Source organism: Streptomyces vastus (assembly GCF_039532825.1).
Classification (GTDB): Bacteria; Actinomycetota; Actinomycetes; order Streptomycetales; family Streptomycetaceae; genus Streptomyces; species Streptomyces vastus.
Map to the genome: position 1 here is coordinate 12,688 of NZ_BAAASJ010000044.1, position 15,793 is coordinate 28,480.

A 15,793-nucleotide genomic window follows, 5' to 3' on the forward strand; every position below is an offset into this window, starting at 1 on the left:
CGAGGACGCGGCAGTGACCAAACCCGCAGAGAGCGACGGCGCGGGCCCGAAGACGGCCCCGGGCGCGACCCTCACCAAGGACGCCGCCCCCGGCGAGACCCTGCTGAAGGTGACCGGGCTCCAGAAGCACTTCCCGATCCGCAAGGGCCTGCTCCAGCGGCAGGTCGGCGCGGTGCGGGCGGTCGACGGCATCGACTTCGAGGTCAAGTCCGGCGAGACGCTTGGCGTCGTCGGCGAATCGGGCTGCGGCAAGTCGACGATGGGCCGGCTGATCACCCGGCTGCTCGAACCGACCGCGGGCACCGTGGAGTTCGAGGGCAGGGACATCACGCACCTCGGGGTCGGCGGTATGCGCCCGATGCGCCGTGACGTTCAGATGATCTTCCAGGACCCGTACTCGTCGCTGAACCCGCGCCACACGATCGGCACCATCATCGGGGCCCCCTTCAAGCTTCAGGGCGTCACGCCCGAGGGCGGCATCAAGAAGGAGGTCCAGCGGCTGCTGTCGGTGGTCGGCCTCAACCCCGAGCACTACAACCGCTATCCGCACGAGTTCTCCGGCGGTCAGCGCCAGCGCATCGGCATCGCCCGCGCGCTCGCGCTCAACCCGAAGCTGGTCGTGGCGGACGAGCCGGTCTCCGCGCTGGACGTGTCCATCCAGGCGCAGGTCGTGAACCTGCTGGACGACCTCCAGCAGGAGCTGGGCCTGACGTACGTGATCATCGCGCACGACCTGTCCGTCGTACGCCATGTCTCGGACCGTATCGCGGTGATGTACCTCGGCAAGATCGTCGAACTCGCGGACCGCGACTCGCTCTACAAGGCGCCGATGCACCCGTACACCAAGGCGCTGATGTCGGCCGTGCCCATCCCGGACCCCAGGCGCCGGGCCGCCAAGAGCGAGCGCATCCTGCTCAAGGGCGATGTGCCCTCGCCGATCTCCCCGCCGAGCGGCTGCCGCTTCCACACCCGGTGCTGGAAGGCCACGGAGATCTGCACCACCAAGGAGCCGCCGCTCATCGAGCTGAAGCCCGGTCAGCAGGTCGCCTGCCACCACCCGGAGAACTTCGAGGACCAGGCCCCGCAGGACACGGTCCTGCTTTCCGCGGCCAAGGAGGCGGCGGAACTGGTGCCTGAGGAGATGCAGGCGGAGAACAGCGGCGGCCAGGAGAGCACCGACAACTGACCCTGGCAATTGCCCCCCGATCGCCCCCGTCGGCCTGAATAGGCTCGACGGGGGCGCCGCGTTTCCCTAATGTCATGGATAGTCGCATAGTTTGGTCAAGTCTTGAAGACTGTCGCGCGCCGGAGGGGGTAGGCTTTATTTTCGGTCATGCAGACACCGATAAAGTGAGCCTGTTTTATTGCGGTTAGTCCGGATGGAATCACATTTGTCCGATGGAGACCCAACGGGGGTGGTCGCGTCGTGCAGTCATTGGATAGCTCGGTGGAGTTTCGGATTCTTGGTTCCCTTGAAGTCAGATCCACTGGCAAGCGAATAATTATCACAGCTCCCAAGCAGCAGGCAGTGCTCGCCTCCTTGCTGCTCGGTGTCAATGAATTCGTTTCGCTCGACCACCTCGTGGGGTATGTCTGGGATGGGCGCCCGCCAACCGCGTACCGCACCACTCTGCAAGCCTACATATATAGGTTGCGCCAGTTGCTCGGCCGCACGGCCGGCGTTGAACTGCACACCGGGAACGCCGGCTACATGCTGGAGGTTGACCCGGTAGCGCTTGACCTGCGGGTGTTCCGGCATAAGGTCGACGAGGCCCGTGAATTCGTGCGGTCCAGGGATCTTAATCGAGCGACACCGGAGCTGCGGGGGGCTTTGTCCATCTGGCGCGGAAGTGCGCTTTCTGGTGTGCCCGGAGAAATCCTGCAGCAAGAAGCGCGGTTTCTTGAGGGTGAGAGGCTTGCCGCGTACGAAGAGTTGGTGAGTCTGGAAATCTCCCTCGGGAACCATCGGCGCATCATTCCCGAGCTTTCCAAACTGGTCAGTGCTCACCCGTTGCGGGAAACGCTGGCCGCTCAGTTGGTTCTTGCGTTGTATCGGTCCGGACTGCAGGCAGAGGCTCTTCAGAGTTATTCGACGACGCGCGGCAGACTCCGGGAGGAACTCGGGATCGAACCCGGAGTGGAACTACAGGAGTTACAGAAAGGCATTCTTGGCCGACTGCCGGCAGCTCAAATCCCGGTACCCGCCTGGTCCGAGTGATCCCCCGTGGTCCGGACACGAGTGCCTGGTCCGGACCACGTCTCACTACTGCTGTACCTGCCATCCGTCAGAGCGCAGACTCCTGCTGAGCGCAGCGGCGGAGCTCTGCGCCACGAGGAGTTCCACGAGTCCACGCGGCGGATCGGGAACATGCTCGATCCGCACATCCTCCACGTTCACACCGGCCGCCCCCACGTCGGCGAGCAACTGGGCCAGTATGCCGGGACGGTCCGAGACCTCCACCTGGACCACAGCCAGGTCCGTATGCGTTCGGCCCTTCTTCTGTGGAATGCGGTTGCGCCCGGTGTTGCCCCGGCGCAGTAGTTCCTCCAGGTCCAGGCGGCTCCGCTTGCGCTGCACTTCGTCGGTGTCGGTCAGCGCGCGGAGCGCCGAGACCGCCAGCGTCAGATCCTCCGCGTAGGCCTGGAGGACATCGGCGACCGCCGGGGCGTTGGCGTCCAGGATCTCGCTCCACAGCCCGGGATCACCGCCCGCGATCCGGGTCATGTCGCGCAGGCCCTGCCCCGAGATGCGGACCGACTGGTCGTCCGTCTCCGCCAGGCGTGCGGCCATCAGGGCTGATACCAGATGGGGGGCGTGGGAGGTGAGCGCCACCGCACGGTCGTGCTCGGCGGCGTCCATGACCACCGGGACCGCACCGCACAAAGACACCAGCTCCAGGGCCTGGTTGAACACGCTCTGCTCGGTCCGCCTGGAGGGGGTGAGCACCCAGTACCGGCCCTGGAAGAGATCGGCAGCGGCGGCGAGCGGCCCGGGCCGCTCCCCGCCGGCGAGCGGATGCCCCCCGACATAGCTGGCGGGGTCTCCGCCGAAGACGCACAAGTCCTCGTGGGCTCGGCCTTTGACGCTGCCCACGTCGGTGTACGCGCGCGCCAGCCCGCTCTGCTGCTGGCGGGTCACCTCAGCGCTGATGCGCGTGGGCGGTACCGCGAACACCGCCAGGTCCACCGGGTCGTCCGGGAGGCCGAAGGAACCGGCTCCCATCGCGGCAGCCGTTCGCGCACTGGCTGTATTCGTGTCGCTGAGGTGAACGGTCACTCCGTGGCGGGTCAGCGCGAGCGCGACCGACGTACCGATGAGACCGGTTCCGATGACCGCGGCGGACCTCATGACGCCGTCTCCGTGTGGCGGGAGGTCTCGGCATCGATAGAGCGAGCCAGTCGCCGGCCCCCCTCCGCGATCTCCTGTGGCGTCAGGTAGCTGAAGGACAGGCGCAGCGCGTGCTCACCGCCGCCGTTGGGGTAGAAGTGCGACATCGGTGTCCACAGCGGACCGAAGTCCCGCGCGCAGCGGGCCAACGCAGCGTTGTCCCCCGGGAAAGCGACGTTCATGGTCAGGAAGGATCCGCCGCTGGGCTCGTTCCACCGCACACCGAGCCGCTCCCGCTCAGCCGGCGAGAACACCTCGGTCAGCTCGCGCAGGACGCTGCGCCCCCCCGTGCCGTAGTGTGCGGCCGCCTCCGCGTTGGCCTGTGACAGACGCCCGTTGGAGGCCAGCAGTACCCCGGACACCGCCGCCTGGCTGAGCGGTGAGGTGTTCACCGTCACCGTGCTCTTGATCGTGGCGAGTTCGGCGGCCGGCAGGCCGGTGGAGCCGGTGACGACCGCGGCGACCAACTCGGTGGGCAGCGCCCGCTCGCCCGCTGCGGTAGCGGCCACGTCGTCGCATCCCAGAGCGATGTCGGCGATGCCGTCGCAGTGCTCCTTAAAGGATTCGGTTGCCGGGCCGCTCGTCACTACCAGGTGGAAATCTCCCTGACGCAACAGGATCGAGTCTCTTTCAGGCGTCTCGGAAACTCCTGTTTCGCTGAACCCGAATGGCGCGGTGAAGTACTCGGACGCCTTGTGGCGGTCGACGGCGTGCAACTCGACATAGGGGGCGTTCACAGCGGTCATGTTCGTACCTCCCGGCGTAGGAGCAGTTTGTTGTTTGAACCTCGCCAGGTCGAAAGGCTGGCACGTGGTCAGGCCTCGCAACAAGGGAATCCAGCTGGCCGCCGATAAGACGCCAGCGACCTGCCAGCAGGGCACCGTGAACCGTTCAACGCGGAGCCAGAGGCGTCGTTTGACTGAGTCTGGATCGACCGTGCGACAGGTGGTCTGTGGACGACGAAATGAGAAGAGGTGCCCCTGCTGATCTGGGATGTTGGGAGTTCCTACGCCCTCATCAGTCCCACGAAGCAAGGCACCTCGTAAGTGAAAGTCTCCCACAGCCCGGCGACGCTGTTCGCCGCGTTCGACGACCCGGACCTGATCGCGCGTGCATGTTGACGTCCGGGATCTGCGCGAGACGGGCGATGGCCTGCGCGTAGGGGGCGACTTCGTCGGCGATCTGAGCGTCCACTGCCGTGATGTCGGCGTCGATGGCGTCGATGCGGTTGAGCATGCGCGCGAGGATGAAGGCGTGGTGGTCGGTGAAGGCCTCCTCCAGAGCAGGGATCTCGGCCCGCAGCCGACGGCGGGCCAACTGGGCGAGCGTCTTGGGGGCACGCTCCCGGCGATCAGTGCGGCGCACATGTCTCTTCTCGGGTGGCCGAAGATGTCGGTGGCCAACGAGCTCAGTTTGATTTGCGCGTCCTCCAGAAGCTTCTCCACGCGTTGTTTCTTGCTGGTGCGGGCGCCGACCAGGTCGGTGCGGTAGCGGGTCAGGTCGCGCAGGCACGGATCTCGCGGGGCGGTACGAAGCTGGGCCAGACCATCTCCCGTTCGGCGACCTTGGCCAGGCACACCGTGTCGAGTTTGTCGGTCTTCGGGCGGTCCGGCAGGTGCTTGACGTCCTTGGCGTTAACCAGCCACACGTCGAAGCCCGCCGCCTCCAAGACGTAGAAGACCGGCTTCCAGTAGCCCGAAGTGGTGTCCTCGACACGGTGGCCACCGCACCAAGCAGCGTTCGCCCTGTACCTCCGTGCGGGCGTTCACACCGATTCGGGACCGGTCGGGCGTGCAAGGACAGTTCGGCGAAAAGCCGTCGGTTGTGGCGCGTCACCGCCGGTTCAGCGCTGAGTCAGCGTGCGATACGACGATCTCATTCATGCGAGCAACGCAGGGAACCACGCTGCACGAACTGATCGCTGCCCAGACGCGTGAGGACCCGTCGAGGATCGCGGTCACCGGACCCGACGGCACGCACACCTACGGCGAACTCGAATGGCGGGCGGAGCGGGTGGCCGTCCGGCTCCTCGCACTTGGCGTGGGAGTGGATCGTCCCGTAGGCATGCTGATCCCGCGATCAGCAGCGATGATCGTGGGGATGCTCGGAATACTCCGGGCGGGCGGGGCCTACCTGCCACTCGACCCCGAGCTTCCCGGCGCCCGAGTCAACGCCTTGCTGTCGGCCGCGGGCGCGGCGGCCCTGGTGACGACGCCGGAGCTGGCAGAGCGGGCCGAAAGCTCCGGGCTTCCCGTCGTAGTACTGGGTGAGGACCCCGGTGAGGCGGGCCCGAACAGGCCGCTCACGCCCGGCTCGGCCCTGTGCTATGTGCTGTTCACCTCGGGCTCGACCGGCGAGCCGAAAGCCGTCGCCGTCGAGCATCGCCAGTACGTCCACTACCTGAACGGCCTGTACGAGCGGATCGAGCCGGGGTGGTCCTGGGCACTGGTGTCCACGTTCTCCGCGGACCTGGGCAGTACCAATGTGTTCGGGGCGCTGACCACCGGCGGTTGCCTGCATGTGCTTTCCCGGGAGCAGGCGATCGATTCGGAGGCCTTCGCGGCGTACTTCGCACAACACCGGATCGACGCGATGAAGCTCGTACCGAGTCATCTCGCGGCTCTGGCGGGCGCGGACGGTGCCGCGGTCGACCGGGTGCTGCCGCGGCGCCTGCTGATCTGCGCGGGTGAGCCGCTGCCGCCGAACCTGGTCCGCCGGGTCCGGGCGGCCCGGGCGGACCTGGCCGTCGAGAACCACTACGGCCCGACCGAGACCACCGTCTCGATGCTGGCCCACCGAGTGCCGCGGGACCTGCCGGAGGCCGCGACGGTTCCCCTCGGCCGCCCGTTCCGAGGTGTGCGCGTGCATGTTCTCGGGCCGGACCGGGAGCCTGTCCCCGACGGGGCCACCGGGGAGCTGCACATCGAGGGGGCGAACCTGGCCCGCGGCTATCTCGACGCCCCCGCCGCGACCGCTGCCGCCTTCACACCGTGCCCAGCAGGCCCGTCCGGGGCGCGCATGTACGCCACCGGCGACCTGGTCCGGTGGCTGCCGAGCGGAGATCTGGAGTTCGCCGGGCGCGCCGACGACCAGGTCAAGGTCATGGGATACCGCGTCGAGCCCGGCGAGGTCGCGGCCGTCCTGGCCCGCCATCCGCGCGTGGGGCAGGCCGTCGTCCTGCCGTACGGCGCCGCCGGCGAGCTACGGCTGGCGGGCTATGTGACCGGATCCGGCGTCACCGGGGCGGATGTGCGCGTCTTCGCTGCGGACCGGCTGCCCGACCACATGGTGCCCGCGGCCGTCGTGGTGCTCGACGCCATGCCGCTGACCCCGAACGGCAAGATCGACCGTGCCGCCCTGCCCGCCCCGGTCGTCGAGCGGACCGGCCACCAAGGGGCGCCGCGGGCCGGCCTGGAGGAGGAGATAGCCGCGGTCTGGGCCGAGACGCTCGGCCTCGAGAACGTCGGCGTGCACGACAGCTTCTTCGACATCGGCGGCACATCGCTGCTGCTGATGCGGCTCAGGGTTCGGCTGGTCAAGTCGCTCGACCGGGAGATTTCGATGGTCACGCTCTTCCGCAACCCGACTGTGCGCCTGCTGGCGCGCCATCTCGAGACCGCCGCGGATCCCGCGCTCGAGGCGGACCGGGGCCGGGCACGCAGCAGGCTGACAACGGCTGCCCGCGCCCGGCGGCGTGCCGCGATGGGAGGGGACGAGCGATGACCCAGCAGCAGGCGGAGCCGACCGGGCTCGAGATCGCCGTCGTGGGTATGGCGGGGCGCTTCCCCGGCGCAGACTCTGTCGGACGGTTCTGGGACAGTGTGCTCGACGGCGGTGACCGGATCACGTCGTTCACCGCGGAGGACTCCATAGCCGCCGGTGTGGCGCCGGACGAGGCCCGGCACTCCGACTACCGGCATGTCCACGGCGTGCTCGACGGAGTCGAGTACTTCGACAACGTGCTGTTCGGGTACACGCCACGGGACGCCGCCCTGCTCGACCCGCAGCAGCGCGTCTTCCTCGAGTGCGCCTGGGCCGCGATGGAGGACGCGGGGTACGCCCCTCGCACCGAAGCAGGCGCGCCGGTGGGCGTCTACGCCGGTGTCAGCCAGAACGCCTACCTGCTCAGCAACCTGCTGGGGGCCCCTGGGGCGCTGGCGAACACGAGTCCGCAGGAGTTGTTGCTGGCGACCGAGAAGGACTTGCTGGCGGCTCGGGTCTCCTACCACCTCGACCTGCGCGGGCCGAGCGTGAGTGTGCAGTCGTCCTGCTCCTCGTCCATGGTCGCCGTGCACATGGCCTGCCAGGCGCTGCTCGCCGGTGAGTGCGAGATGGCCCTGGCCGGCGGCGTGACGATCCATGTGCCCCAGCACGAGGGGTATCTGCACACCGTCGGCTCGGTGTTCTCCCAGAGCGGGCGCTGCCTGCCGTTCGACGCCGGGGCCGATGGGACGGTCTTCGGCAACGGTGTGGGCGTGGTCGTGCTGAAGCCGCTGGCGGACGCCCTCACCGACCGCGACACGATCCACGCTGTCATCCTGGGGTCCGCGGTGAACAACGACGGCGCGCGGCGTCTCAGCTTCACCGCTCCGGGGGTGGACGGGCAGGTCGCCGTCGTCCGCGCGGCGCATCGCGTCGCGGGCGTGGACCCCCGCACCATCACGTACGTGGAGACGCACGGGACGGGTACCCCCCTGGGGGATCCGATCGAGTTCGAGGCGCTCACCGAGGCGCTCGGCCGCGACGGTGCTCCTTGCACCCTCGGGACCCTGAAGGCACAGATCGGTCACCTCTCCTCGGCGGCCGGCGTGGCCGGCCTCATCAAGACGGCGCTGGCGCTGAAGCACCGCGTCCTGCCGCCCAGCCGCCACTTCACCCGGCCGAACCCGGAGATCGAACTGGGCTCCGGCCGGTTCCGCCTGCTCACCGAGGCGATGCCGTGGCCGGAGTACGACGGGCCGCGGCGCGCGGCGGTCAGTTCCTTCGGTATCGGCGGGACGAACGCCCACATGGTTCTTCAGGAGCCCCCACCCCCGCCGCCGCGCTCTCCCGCGGGCCGCAAGCACGAGGTGCTGCTTCTGTCCGCCCGTGCGGACGAGCCGCTGCTCGAACTGGCCGTCCGGCTCAGGGAGCACCTAGCGACCCACCCGGAGGCCGAACTGTCGGACGTCGCCGGAACCCTGCAGAGCGGCCGTACACCCCAGCGCCGCAGAGCCGCGGTCACCTGCACGGACCTCGACTCGGCAACCGCTGCCCTGGCCGCCGTGCGTCCGCCGGCGGCGGACGCACGCGACCGTGGCGTGGTCTTCATGTTCCCCGGGCAGGGCAGTCAGCGGGTGGGCATGGGGCGGGAACTGTACGAGACGGAGGAGACCTTCCGCTCCTGGATCGACGCCGCGGACGAGCGCCTGGACTTCGATCTGCGCGGCCTGCTGTACGCGGGGGATCCGGCCGAGAACGCGCGGACGCTGGCACTCACCGGCTACACACAGCCGGCGCTCTTCGCCGTCGAACACGCCCTCGCCCGTCTGTGGATGGGGCTCGGGCTCGTGCCCAGGGCGATGATCGGGCACAGCCTCGGCGAGTACGTGGCGGCGACCGTCGCGGGGTGCTTCGACTTCGACGTCGCGCTCGATCTGGTCGCCGTGCGGGCGCGGCTCATGCAGGACCAGCCGCCCGGCGCCATGCTCACCGTCAACCTTCCGGTGGCTGAGGTGCAGCCCGCCCTCGACGCGGAGACCGCGGTCGCGGCCGTCAACGGTCCTGCCCTGTGCGTCGTGTCCGGTCCCGAGCCGTCCGTGGAGATGCTGGAGAAGCGGCTGCGGGAGGCCGGGGCCACCTGCCGTCGACTGCGCACGTCCCATGCCTTCCACTCCCCGATGATGGAAGCGGTGGCCGCGCCCTTCGCGTCGAGGCTGCGTGAGGCCGTTCTCCGGCCGCCGGAGATCCCGTTCGTGTCCAATCTGACCGGCGACTGGATTCGCGCCGAGGCGGCCGTGGACCCGGAGTACTGGATCCGTCACCTGCTGGCCCCGGTCCGCTTCCACGAAGGGGTGGGGCGGCTGCTGAGCGGCCCGGCGTCGGTGCTCCTCGAAGTCGGTCCGGGGGCCACCCTTCGTACCCTCGTCGGCCGGGTCGGCGACGACCATGTCCTGCTCGGCGGCCTGCCCGACCCGGAGCGCGAAGCGGACGGCGGTGCCTATCTGGCCCGTACGGTCGGCCGGCTGTGGGAGGCGGGAGTCCCCGTGGACTGGAGCCGATGGCGCCCGGGCGAGTGGTCGCGAATACCGCTGCCGACGTACCCGTTCCGGCGCCTGCGGCACTGGGTGGACCCGATGCCCGGATCTGGCCCGGCCTTCGCGGTCGTGGGGGAGGAGACACCCGACACCTCGGGCGTACGGCCCCTGACGGATGCCGGGCCGGCCGGTGCGACGAGGCCGGGTGAGTCTCTGTCCGAGACCGTTCTGGGCATCTGGCGGGAGTTGCTCGGCACCGAGGACGTCGGTCTCGACGACGACTTCTTCGAACTCGGCGGCCACTCGCTGCTGGCGACCCGCATCATCGCCAAGGTGGCCGACGCGACCGGCATCGGGCTTCCGGGCGACGCGCTGTACTCGGCACCGACGCCCCGGGAGCTCGTCGCGCTCGCCGAGGAGCGCCAAGTGCCGCCTGTCGAGGCCGTCCAGCGGGACTCGGAACTGATGGCCCAACTCATCGCGGACATCGCGGAGATGTCGCCCGAGGAGGTGGAGCAGCAGCTGCGCGAGGGGAGCTGACGGCTCCGATTCTGTTCAGCGAAGCGTTCAGGGTGCCGTAAAGACACCGATGTGAAGATGACGTCGACCGGGGTCCATGGGGACCCCTGGGTTACGGGGGCAGTCATGGAGCGTGCAAGGCTCAGCCATGTCCACCTTTACGTGGGCGACGCCTGTCAGGCGTCGTACTACTACCGAAAGGCCTTCGGCTTCCGGCCGATCGCGGAGTCGCCCTCGGGCCGGCAGACGCACACGGTATTGCTGGCCCAGGGCCGCATCCGCCTGATGCTCAGCTCGACCACCGACGCGAGCGACGCGGTCGCTCGTTATGTGGCCGCGCACGGCGACGGTGTGGCCGACATCGCGATCGCCGTGCCCGACGTAGTACAGGCCTTCCGCACCGCGGTGGCGAACGGCGCCGATCCGGTCAGGGAGCCGGCGTCCCGCACCGGCTCGGGCGGCACCGTCCTGAGCGCCTCGGTGCGCGGCTTCGGGGACGTCATGCACACGCTAGTCGAGGAGGGTGCGCCGCTTCCCCACCCCGATCTCTCTCCCGTCGAGGAAGGGCATCCCGCGCCCTCGGACGGCGAACTGCTCAGGGACATCGACCACTTCGCCGTATGCGTTCCGGTCGGTGAACTGGACAAGACGGTGAGTCGGTATCAGCAGATGTTCGGCTTCGAGGAGATCTTCTCCGAGTTCATCGAGGTGGGGCAGCAGGCCATGCTGTCCAAGGTGGTGAGCGACCCGTCCAGCGGCATCACGCTCACCATCCTGGAGCCCGACGCGACGCACGACCCCGGCCAGATCGACACCTTCCTGCAGTCCCACGGCGGGGCCGGAGTCCAGCACATGGCCTTCGAGACCGGAGACATCAGGGAGGGCGTGCGGCGCCTCGCCGGCCAGGGCGTCGAGTTCCTCACGACGCCCGACGCCTACTACGACCTGGTGGAGGACCGGGTCGGGGAACTCGGCGCCGAACTCCCCGACCTGCGGGCGAGGGGCATCCTCGCCGACCGCGACGAGTGGGGTCTGCTGCTGCAGATATTCACCCGGTCCCCGTACGCCCGCAGGACGCTGTTCCTGGAGCTGATCGAGCGGCGTGGGGCGCGCACCTTCGGCAGCGGCAACATCAAGGGACTCTACGAGGCGGTCGAGCGGGAGCAGAGCCGCGAGGGAGTCATCGATGCGGGCTGAGCCCAAGCTCGGCGAGACGCCTCCGGCGCTGCTCGCCGAATACGCCGAGGCCGCCCGCGCCGCGCTCGACCCGGGGATCTGGGACTTCATCTGCGGAGGCGCGGGCGACGAGCGGGCGGTCGCCCGCAACACGGCGGCCTTCGAGGCGGTACGGCTCGCGCCGCGGGTGCTGACCGGGGTGGGTGCGGCCGACCTCTCGGTGCGCCTGTTCGGCCAGTCGTGGGGTATGCCGGTCGCTGTCGCCCCCATGGCCCATCACACGATGGTGCACCCCGAGGGAGAGGTGGCGACGGTACGGGCGGCCGGCCGCTTCGGCGTCCCGACCGTGGTCAGTACGTTCGCCGGCCGCACCTTCGAGGAGCTGGTGGCGGCCGCCACCAGCCCGCTGTGGCTGCAGCTGTACTGCTTCCGCGACCGCGGGCTGACGCGCGAGCTGGTCGAGCGGGCCACTGCCGCGGGCTTCGCCGGGCTGGTGCTCACCGTGGACGTTCCGCAGCTGGGCCGGCGTCTCCGCGATGTCCGCAACGCCTTCCGCCTGCCCGACGACGTGCGACCGGTGAACCTGCCGGTCTCCGAGGCGTACTCCTCGACCGACGTCCACGCACGCTCGGATCTCGACCCGGCGCTGGACTGGTCGGTCGTCGACTGGCTGCGGTCGATCTGCCCGCTGCCCGTGCTGCTCAAGGGAATCCTCACGCCCGCGGACGCGGCTCGGGCGGTCGAGGCCGAGGCCGACGGCATCATCGTGTCCAACCACGGCGGCCGCCAGCTGGACGCGGCCCCCGCCACGCTCGACGCGCTGCCGACCGTCGCCGAGGCCGTCGACGGCCGCTGTCCGGTCCTCCTGGACGGCGGGGTGCGGGCCGGCCGCGACATCGCGGCCGCCGTCGCCCACGGCGCGGACGCCGTACTGGTCGGGCGGCCGGTCCTGTACGGGCTGGCCGCGGCCGGCGAGGAGGGTGCCGCGGGGGTGCTCGGCATCCTCTCCGAGGAACTGACCGACGTGCTGCTGCAGACGGGCCGGCGGAGCCCGGCCGACCTGGACGCCTCGCTGCTGTTCGGCGCCGCGGCGCCGGCCGTCCCCGCCCCGGCCGCGACCGCGGCCGGCCCGGTCGACGCGGGCGGCGGGCTGCTGTCCAAGGAGGGGCTGCACCCGAGCGTGTCCGAGCCGGTGATGGACACGATGAACTTCCTCAACGAGATCACCATGCGCCATCCCGACGCGATCTCCTTCGCACCGGGCAGGCCGCTGGAGGACTTCTTCGAGACCGAGCAACTGTTCCGGTGGCTGCGCCACTACATCGATCACCTGGCGAGCAGCGGCCGGTCCGAGGAACAGATCCGCACCACACTGTTCCAGTACGGCACGACCGCCGGGGAGATCAGGGGCCTGGTGGCCCGGACCCTGGCCGACGACGGCATCACCGCGGATCCCGCCGACATCGTGGTCACGGTCGGGGCGCAGGAGGCGATGTTCCTCGTACTGCGGACCCTGTTCGCCTCCCCGCGGGACGTGTTGCTGGTCGCCAGCCCGTGCTATGTCGGGATCACCGGGGCGGCCCGCATGCTCGACATCGAGCCGGTCGAGATCCTGGAGGAGTCCGACGGGCTGACGGCGGCGGCGTTCGAGCAGGCGGTGGCGGCGGTCCGGGCCCGGGGGAACAGGCCGCGTGCGTGCTACGTCGTGCCCGACTACTCCAACCCCTCCGGCAGCACCATGCCCCTTCGGGCGCGCCACGAGCTGCTTCAGGCAGCCGCCCGGCACGGTGTCCTCATCATGGAGGACAGCCCGTACCGGATGGTCAGCTCCGCCGAGCCGCTGCCGCCGCTGAAGGCGCTCGACCCGGCGCGCTGCGTCGTCCACATCGGATCCTTCGCCAAGTCCGCCTTTCCCGGCGCCCGGCTCGGTTACCTGGTGGCCGATCAGGAGGTCGAGGACAACAACGGCAAGCGCACCCGCCTGGCCGACGAGATCTCCAAGCTCAAGAGCATGCTCACCGTCAACACCCCGAGCCTGAGCCAGGCGATGGTGGGCGGCCTGCTGCTGGAGTCGGGCTTCGGGCTGCGGGCGCGGAACGCGGCGGCGGCCTCCGCCTACGACGCCAACCTGACCGCGGTCCTGGACACGTTGAGCCGACTGTTCCCCGAGCGCGAGCGGGCGGCGCACGGCGTCTCCTGGAACCATCCCGCGGGCGGCTTCTTCCTCGCGGTGACCGTGCCGTTCGCCGCCGACGACGACGCGCTGGCCGTCTCCGCCGAGAAGTACGGGGTCGTCTGGACACCCATGCGCTACTTCCACCCGAGCGGCGGCGGCGAGAACGTCATCCGGCTGGCGTGGAGCTACCTCACGCGGCAGCAGGCCGTCGAGGGCGTCGAGCGGCTGGCCGCCTTCGTCACCGACCACTCCCGGCACGGCCGCGTTTCCTGACCCCGGAGCCCGAACCGACGGCGGGGGATCGTCGTACGGACACGAGGGAGCATGATGCAATTCTGCATTCTTGGTTGCCTCCAGGTGTGGGACGGCGACCGACTGATCGACATCGCCGCCGACAAACAGCGGACCGTGCTGGCCGTCCTGCTGCTGCGGGCCGGCCAGACCGTGCCTGTGCACGAACTGCAGGACCAGGTCTGGGGGGACGCGCCCCCCGCCAAGGCAAAGAACACGCTGCAGGCCTACGTCTACCGGCTCCGCCAGCTGCTGAAGTTCGGCTCGGACACCGCACTGGTGACCGAGGCGGGCGGCTACCGGATGATGATGCCCGACGGCGCACTCGACCTGCACCGCTTCGAGGAGCTGACGGCCCGGGGGCGCGCGGCGATCAAGGCCGGGCGGGTGGACGAGGGGTTCGTCGCCCTTCAGGCGGCGCTGGACCAGTGGCAGGGGCCCGCCTTCGCCGACGTGTCCGCCACGGCGCTCCAGGCCGACGTCCAGCGCCTGGAGGATCAGCGCATCGCGGTCGCGGAGGACGCCGCCGAGGCGGCGCTCGCGCTTGGGCGGCAGGCGACGATGGTGCCGCGGCTGGAAACCCTGGTGGCCGCCCATCCGTACCGTGAACGGCTGTGGGCCCTGCTGATGGTGGCGCTCTGCGGCACCGGCCGCAGAGCCGACGCGCTGGCGGCGTACGGGCGCCTGCGGGCCCGGTTGCGGGAGGACCTGGGCATCGAGCCCGGGCCCCAGCTGCGGCAGCTGCAACGGGACATCCTTTCCGCGCGGACCGTCGGCAGGACGGGGGACGCCGACGGCTTCTGGTTCGTGGGGGCGGCGGCCGCACGGTCCCGCTCCGGGACCGGCGCCGGGCCGGTACGGCTGGCCGCCGAACTGCCCCGTGACACCTCGACGTTCGTGGGGCGCCGGGCCGAACTGGCGGAGGTCTGCGGCTGGTTCTCCGAAGAGTGGGCGAGCCGGGTCGGGATGATCAACGGTTCGGCGGGGGTCGGGAAGACCACTCTCGCCGTGCACGCGGCGCACCGGCTCGCCGCACGTTTTCCCGACGGCCAGTTCTATGCCAATCTCCACGGAGACGACGACACCACGCTGGAACCGGTGGAGATCCTCAGGCGTTGGCTTCCCATGCTGGGCGTCACCGCGGTGCCTCGCGGCGTCGAGGAGTCGGCCGCGCTGTTCCGATCGGCGCTGGCGACCCGGCGCGTGCTGGTCGTCGTGGACGGCGCGGCCGGCCTCAGCCATGTCAGCCCGCTGCTGCCCGGGGCCGGCAACTCCGCCGCGCTGGTCACCGGGAAGCGCGCGCTCACCATGATCGATGGTTCCGCGCATCTCACCCTGCGGGTCCCGGACGACGAGGAGGCGCTGGAACTGCTGCGTCGTACGGCCGGACCGGAACGGGTCGACGCGGAGCTCATGGCCGCGCGGACCGTCGTCCACCTGTGCGAGAACCTGCCGCTCGCGATCCGTATCGTGGCAGCGCGACTGGCCGCCCGGCCGGAGCTCTCGCTCAAGGGCATGGCCGGTCAACTCTCCGACGAGCAGCGGCGCCTCGACGAACTCGCCTTCGGCGGGCTGACCCTGCGGGCCCGCATCCGGGCGGCCTACGACCGGCTGCTGTCGGCGGACGGCAGGACGATGTTCCGGACGCTCGGTGACTGGCCGCAGATCGACTCCCTGGGCGTGGCCGCGCCCGCGCTCGCCGCATGCACCGGGCTCACGCTCTCCCGGGTGCGCACCGGCCTCAACGCCCTCGCCGATGTGCACCTCCTCCTGGCGCAGCGGGACGGGCGGTACCGGATGCCCACGCTGGTCCGGCTGGTCGCGGCCGAACTGGCCCCCGAGCCCGGGGGCGTGAGGCGGTTGCCCGTGGTCGGCGCGGGCAGTCGTGCCGACGGCGCGTGAGCGCGTCAACGGCGGACCAGTGGGCCGTCAGCGGCGCGCCAGAGCCGCAGACGAGGCTGGGTACCGCGGTCCGTTGCAGGGCCGCAGGGAGGTGGACCAGCCAGC

At 70.1% G+C, this 15,793-nt stretch carries 10 protein-coding genes and 1 pseudogene; 7 read left to right on the forward strand and 4 right to left on the reverse strand.

Going from position 1 to position 15,793, the window contains the following annotated elements; translation table 11 throughout:
* The first annotated feature begins 13 nt into the window (after positions 1–13).
* The gene (locus ABD357_RS22685) at positions 14–1,186 is read left to right on the forward strand and encodes an ABC transporter ATP-binding protein (RefSeq protein ID WP_344392455.1); all 1,173 of its coding nucleotides are present in this window, start codon (positions 14–16) and stop codon (positions 1,184–1,186) included.
* Between the two features lie 240 nt (positions 1,187–1,426).
* Entirely contained in the window at positions 1,427–2,218 is a 792-nt protein-coding gene (locus ABD357_RS22690; protein ID WP_344392457.1) for an AfsR/SARP family transcriptional regulator, read from the forward strand.
* 45 nt (positions 2,219–2,263) lie between these two features.
* Here ABD357_RS22690 and ABD357_RS22695 read toward each other — a convergent pair whose 3' ends face one another.
* The 4 genes and pseudogenes from ABD357_RS22695 to ABD357_RS22710 form a co-directional block, all read right to left on the reverse strand.
* A complete protein-coding gene (locus ABD357_RS22695; protein ID WP_344392459.1) occupies positions 2,264–3,349 on the reverse strand; it encodes a prephenate dehydrogenase in 1,086 nt (361 codons plus the stop codon).
* Positions 3,346–4,134 carry a hypothetical protein gene (locus ABD357_RS22700; protein WP_344392461.1) on the reverse strand — a complete coding sequence of 263 codons (789 nt, stop codon included), beginning with the start codon at positions 4,132–4,134 and terminating at the stop codon, positions 3,346–3,348. The genes ABD357_RS22695 and ABD357_RS22700 overlap by 4 nt, the downstream gene beginning before the upstream one ends.
* Positions 4,135–4,405: 271 nt before the next feature.
* Positions 4,406–4,753 carry a hypothetical protein gene (locus tag ABD357_RS22705; RefSeq protein ID WP_344392463.1) on the reverse strand — a complete coding sequence of 116 codons (348 nt, stop codon included), beginning with the start codon at positions 4,751–4,753 and terminating at the stop codon, positions 4,406–4,408.
* 130 nt (positions 4,754–4,883) lie between these two features.
* Positions 4,884–5,084: pseudogene (locus tag ABD357_RS22710) on the reverse strand (IS110 family transposase); the annotation flags it as partial.
* A gap of 185 nt (positions 5,085–5,269) precedes the next feature.
* Here ABD357_RS22710 and ABD357_RS22715 point away from each other — a divergent pair.
* The 5 genes from ABD357_RS22715 to ABD357_RS22735 all read left to right on the forward strand — a co-directional run bounded on the left by ABD357_RS22715 (position 5,270) and on the right by ABD357_RS22735 (position 15,688).
* Positions 5,270–7,111 (forward strand): non-ribosomal peptide synthetase, encoded by a 1,842-nt coding sequence (locus tag ABD357_RS22715; protein WP_344392464.1) that lies wholly within the window; start codon positions 5,270–5,272, stop codon positions 7,109–7,111.
* Positions 7,108–10,164 carry a type I polyketide synthase gene (locus ABD357_RS22720; RefSeq protein ID WP_344392465.1) on the forward strand — a complete coding sequence of 1,019 codons (3,057 nt, stop codon included), beginning with the start codon at positions 7,108–7,110 and terminating at the stop codon, positions 10,162–10,164. Before ABD357_RS22715 ends, ABD357_RS22720 begins: the two co-directional genes overlap by 4 nt.
* 105 nt (positions 10,165–10,269) lie before the next feature.
* On the forward strand, positions 10,270–11,340 hold the full coding sequence (gene hppD, locus ABD357_RS22725) for a 4-hydroxyphenylpyruvate dioxygenase (protein ID WP_344392467.1): 1,071 nt from the start codon (positions 10,270–10,272) through the stop codon (positions 11,338–11,340).
* Positions 11,330–13,768 carry an aminotransferase class I/II-fold pyridoxal phosphate-dependent enzyme gene (locus tag ABD357_RS22730; protein WP_344392468.1) on the forward strand — a complete coding sequence of 813 codons (2,439 nt, stop codon included), beginning with the start codon at positions 11,330–11,332 and terminating at the stop codon, positions 13,766–13,768. Before hppD ends, ABD357_RS22730 begins: the two co-directional genes overlap by 11 nt.
* Before the next feature lie 51 nt (positions 13,769–13,819).
* Positions 13,820–15,688 (forward strand): AfsR/SARP family transcriptional regulator, encoded by a 1,869-nt coding sequence (locus ABD357_RS22735; RefSeq protein ID WP_344392469.1) that lies wholly within the window; start codon positions 13,820–13,822, stop codon positions 15,686–15,688.
* Positions 15,689–15,793 lie beyond the last annotated feature (105 nt).

Bases quoted from the DNA above. Each gene is read 5' to 3' on its own strand.
- ABD357_RS22730 (WP_344392468.1), top strand. From the start codon at position 11,330: ATGCGGGCTGAGCCCAAGCTCGGCGAGACGCCTCCGGCGCTGCTCGCC.
- ABD357_RS22720 (WP_344392465.1), top strand. From the start codon at position 7,108: ATGACCCAGCAGCAGGCGGAGCCGACCGGGCTCGAGATCGCCGTCGTG.
- ABD357_RS22715 (WP_344392464.1), top strand. From the start codon at position 5,270: ATGCGAGCAACGCAGGGAACCACGCTGCACGAACTGATCGCTGCCCAG.
- ABD357_RS22695 (WP_344392459.1), bottom strand. From the start codon at position 3,349: ATGAGGTCCGCCGCGGTCATCGGAACCGGTCTCATCGGTACGTCGGTC.
- ABD357_RS22735 (WP_344392469.1), top strand. From the start codon at position 13,820: ATGATGCAATTCTGCATTCTTGGTTGCCTCCAGGTGTGGGACGGCGAC.
- hppD (WP_344392467.1), top strand. From the start codon at position 10,270: ATGGAGCGTGCAAGGCTCAGCCATGTCCACCTTTACGTGGGCGACGCC.
- ABD357_RS22700 (WP_344392461.1), bottom strand. From the start codon at position 4,134: ATGACCGCTGTGAACGCCCCCTATGTCGAGTTGCACGCCGTCGACCGC.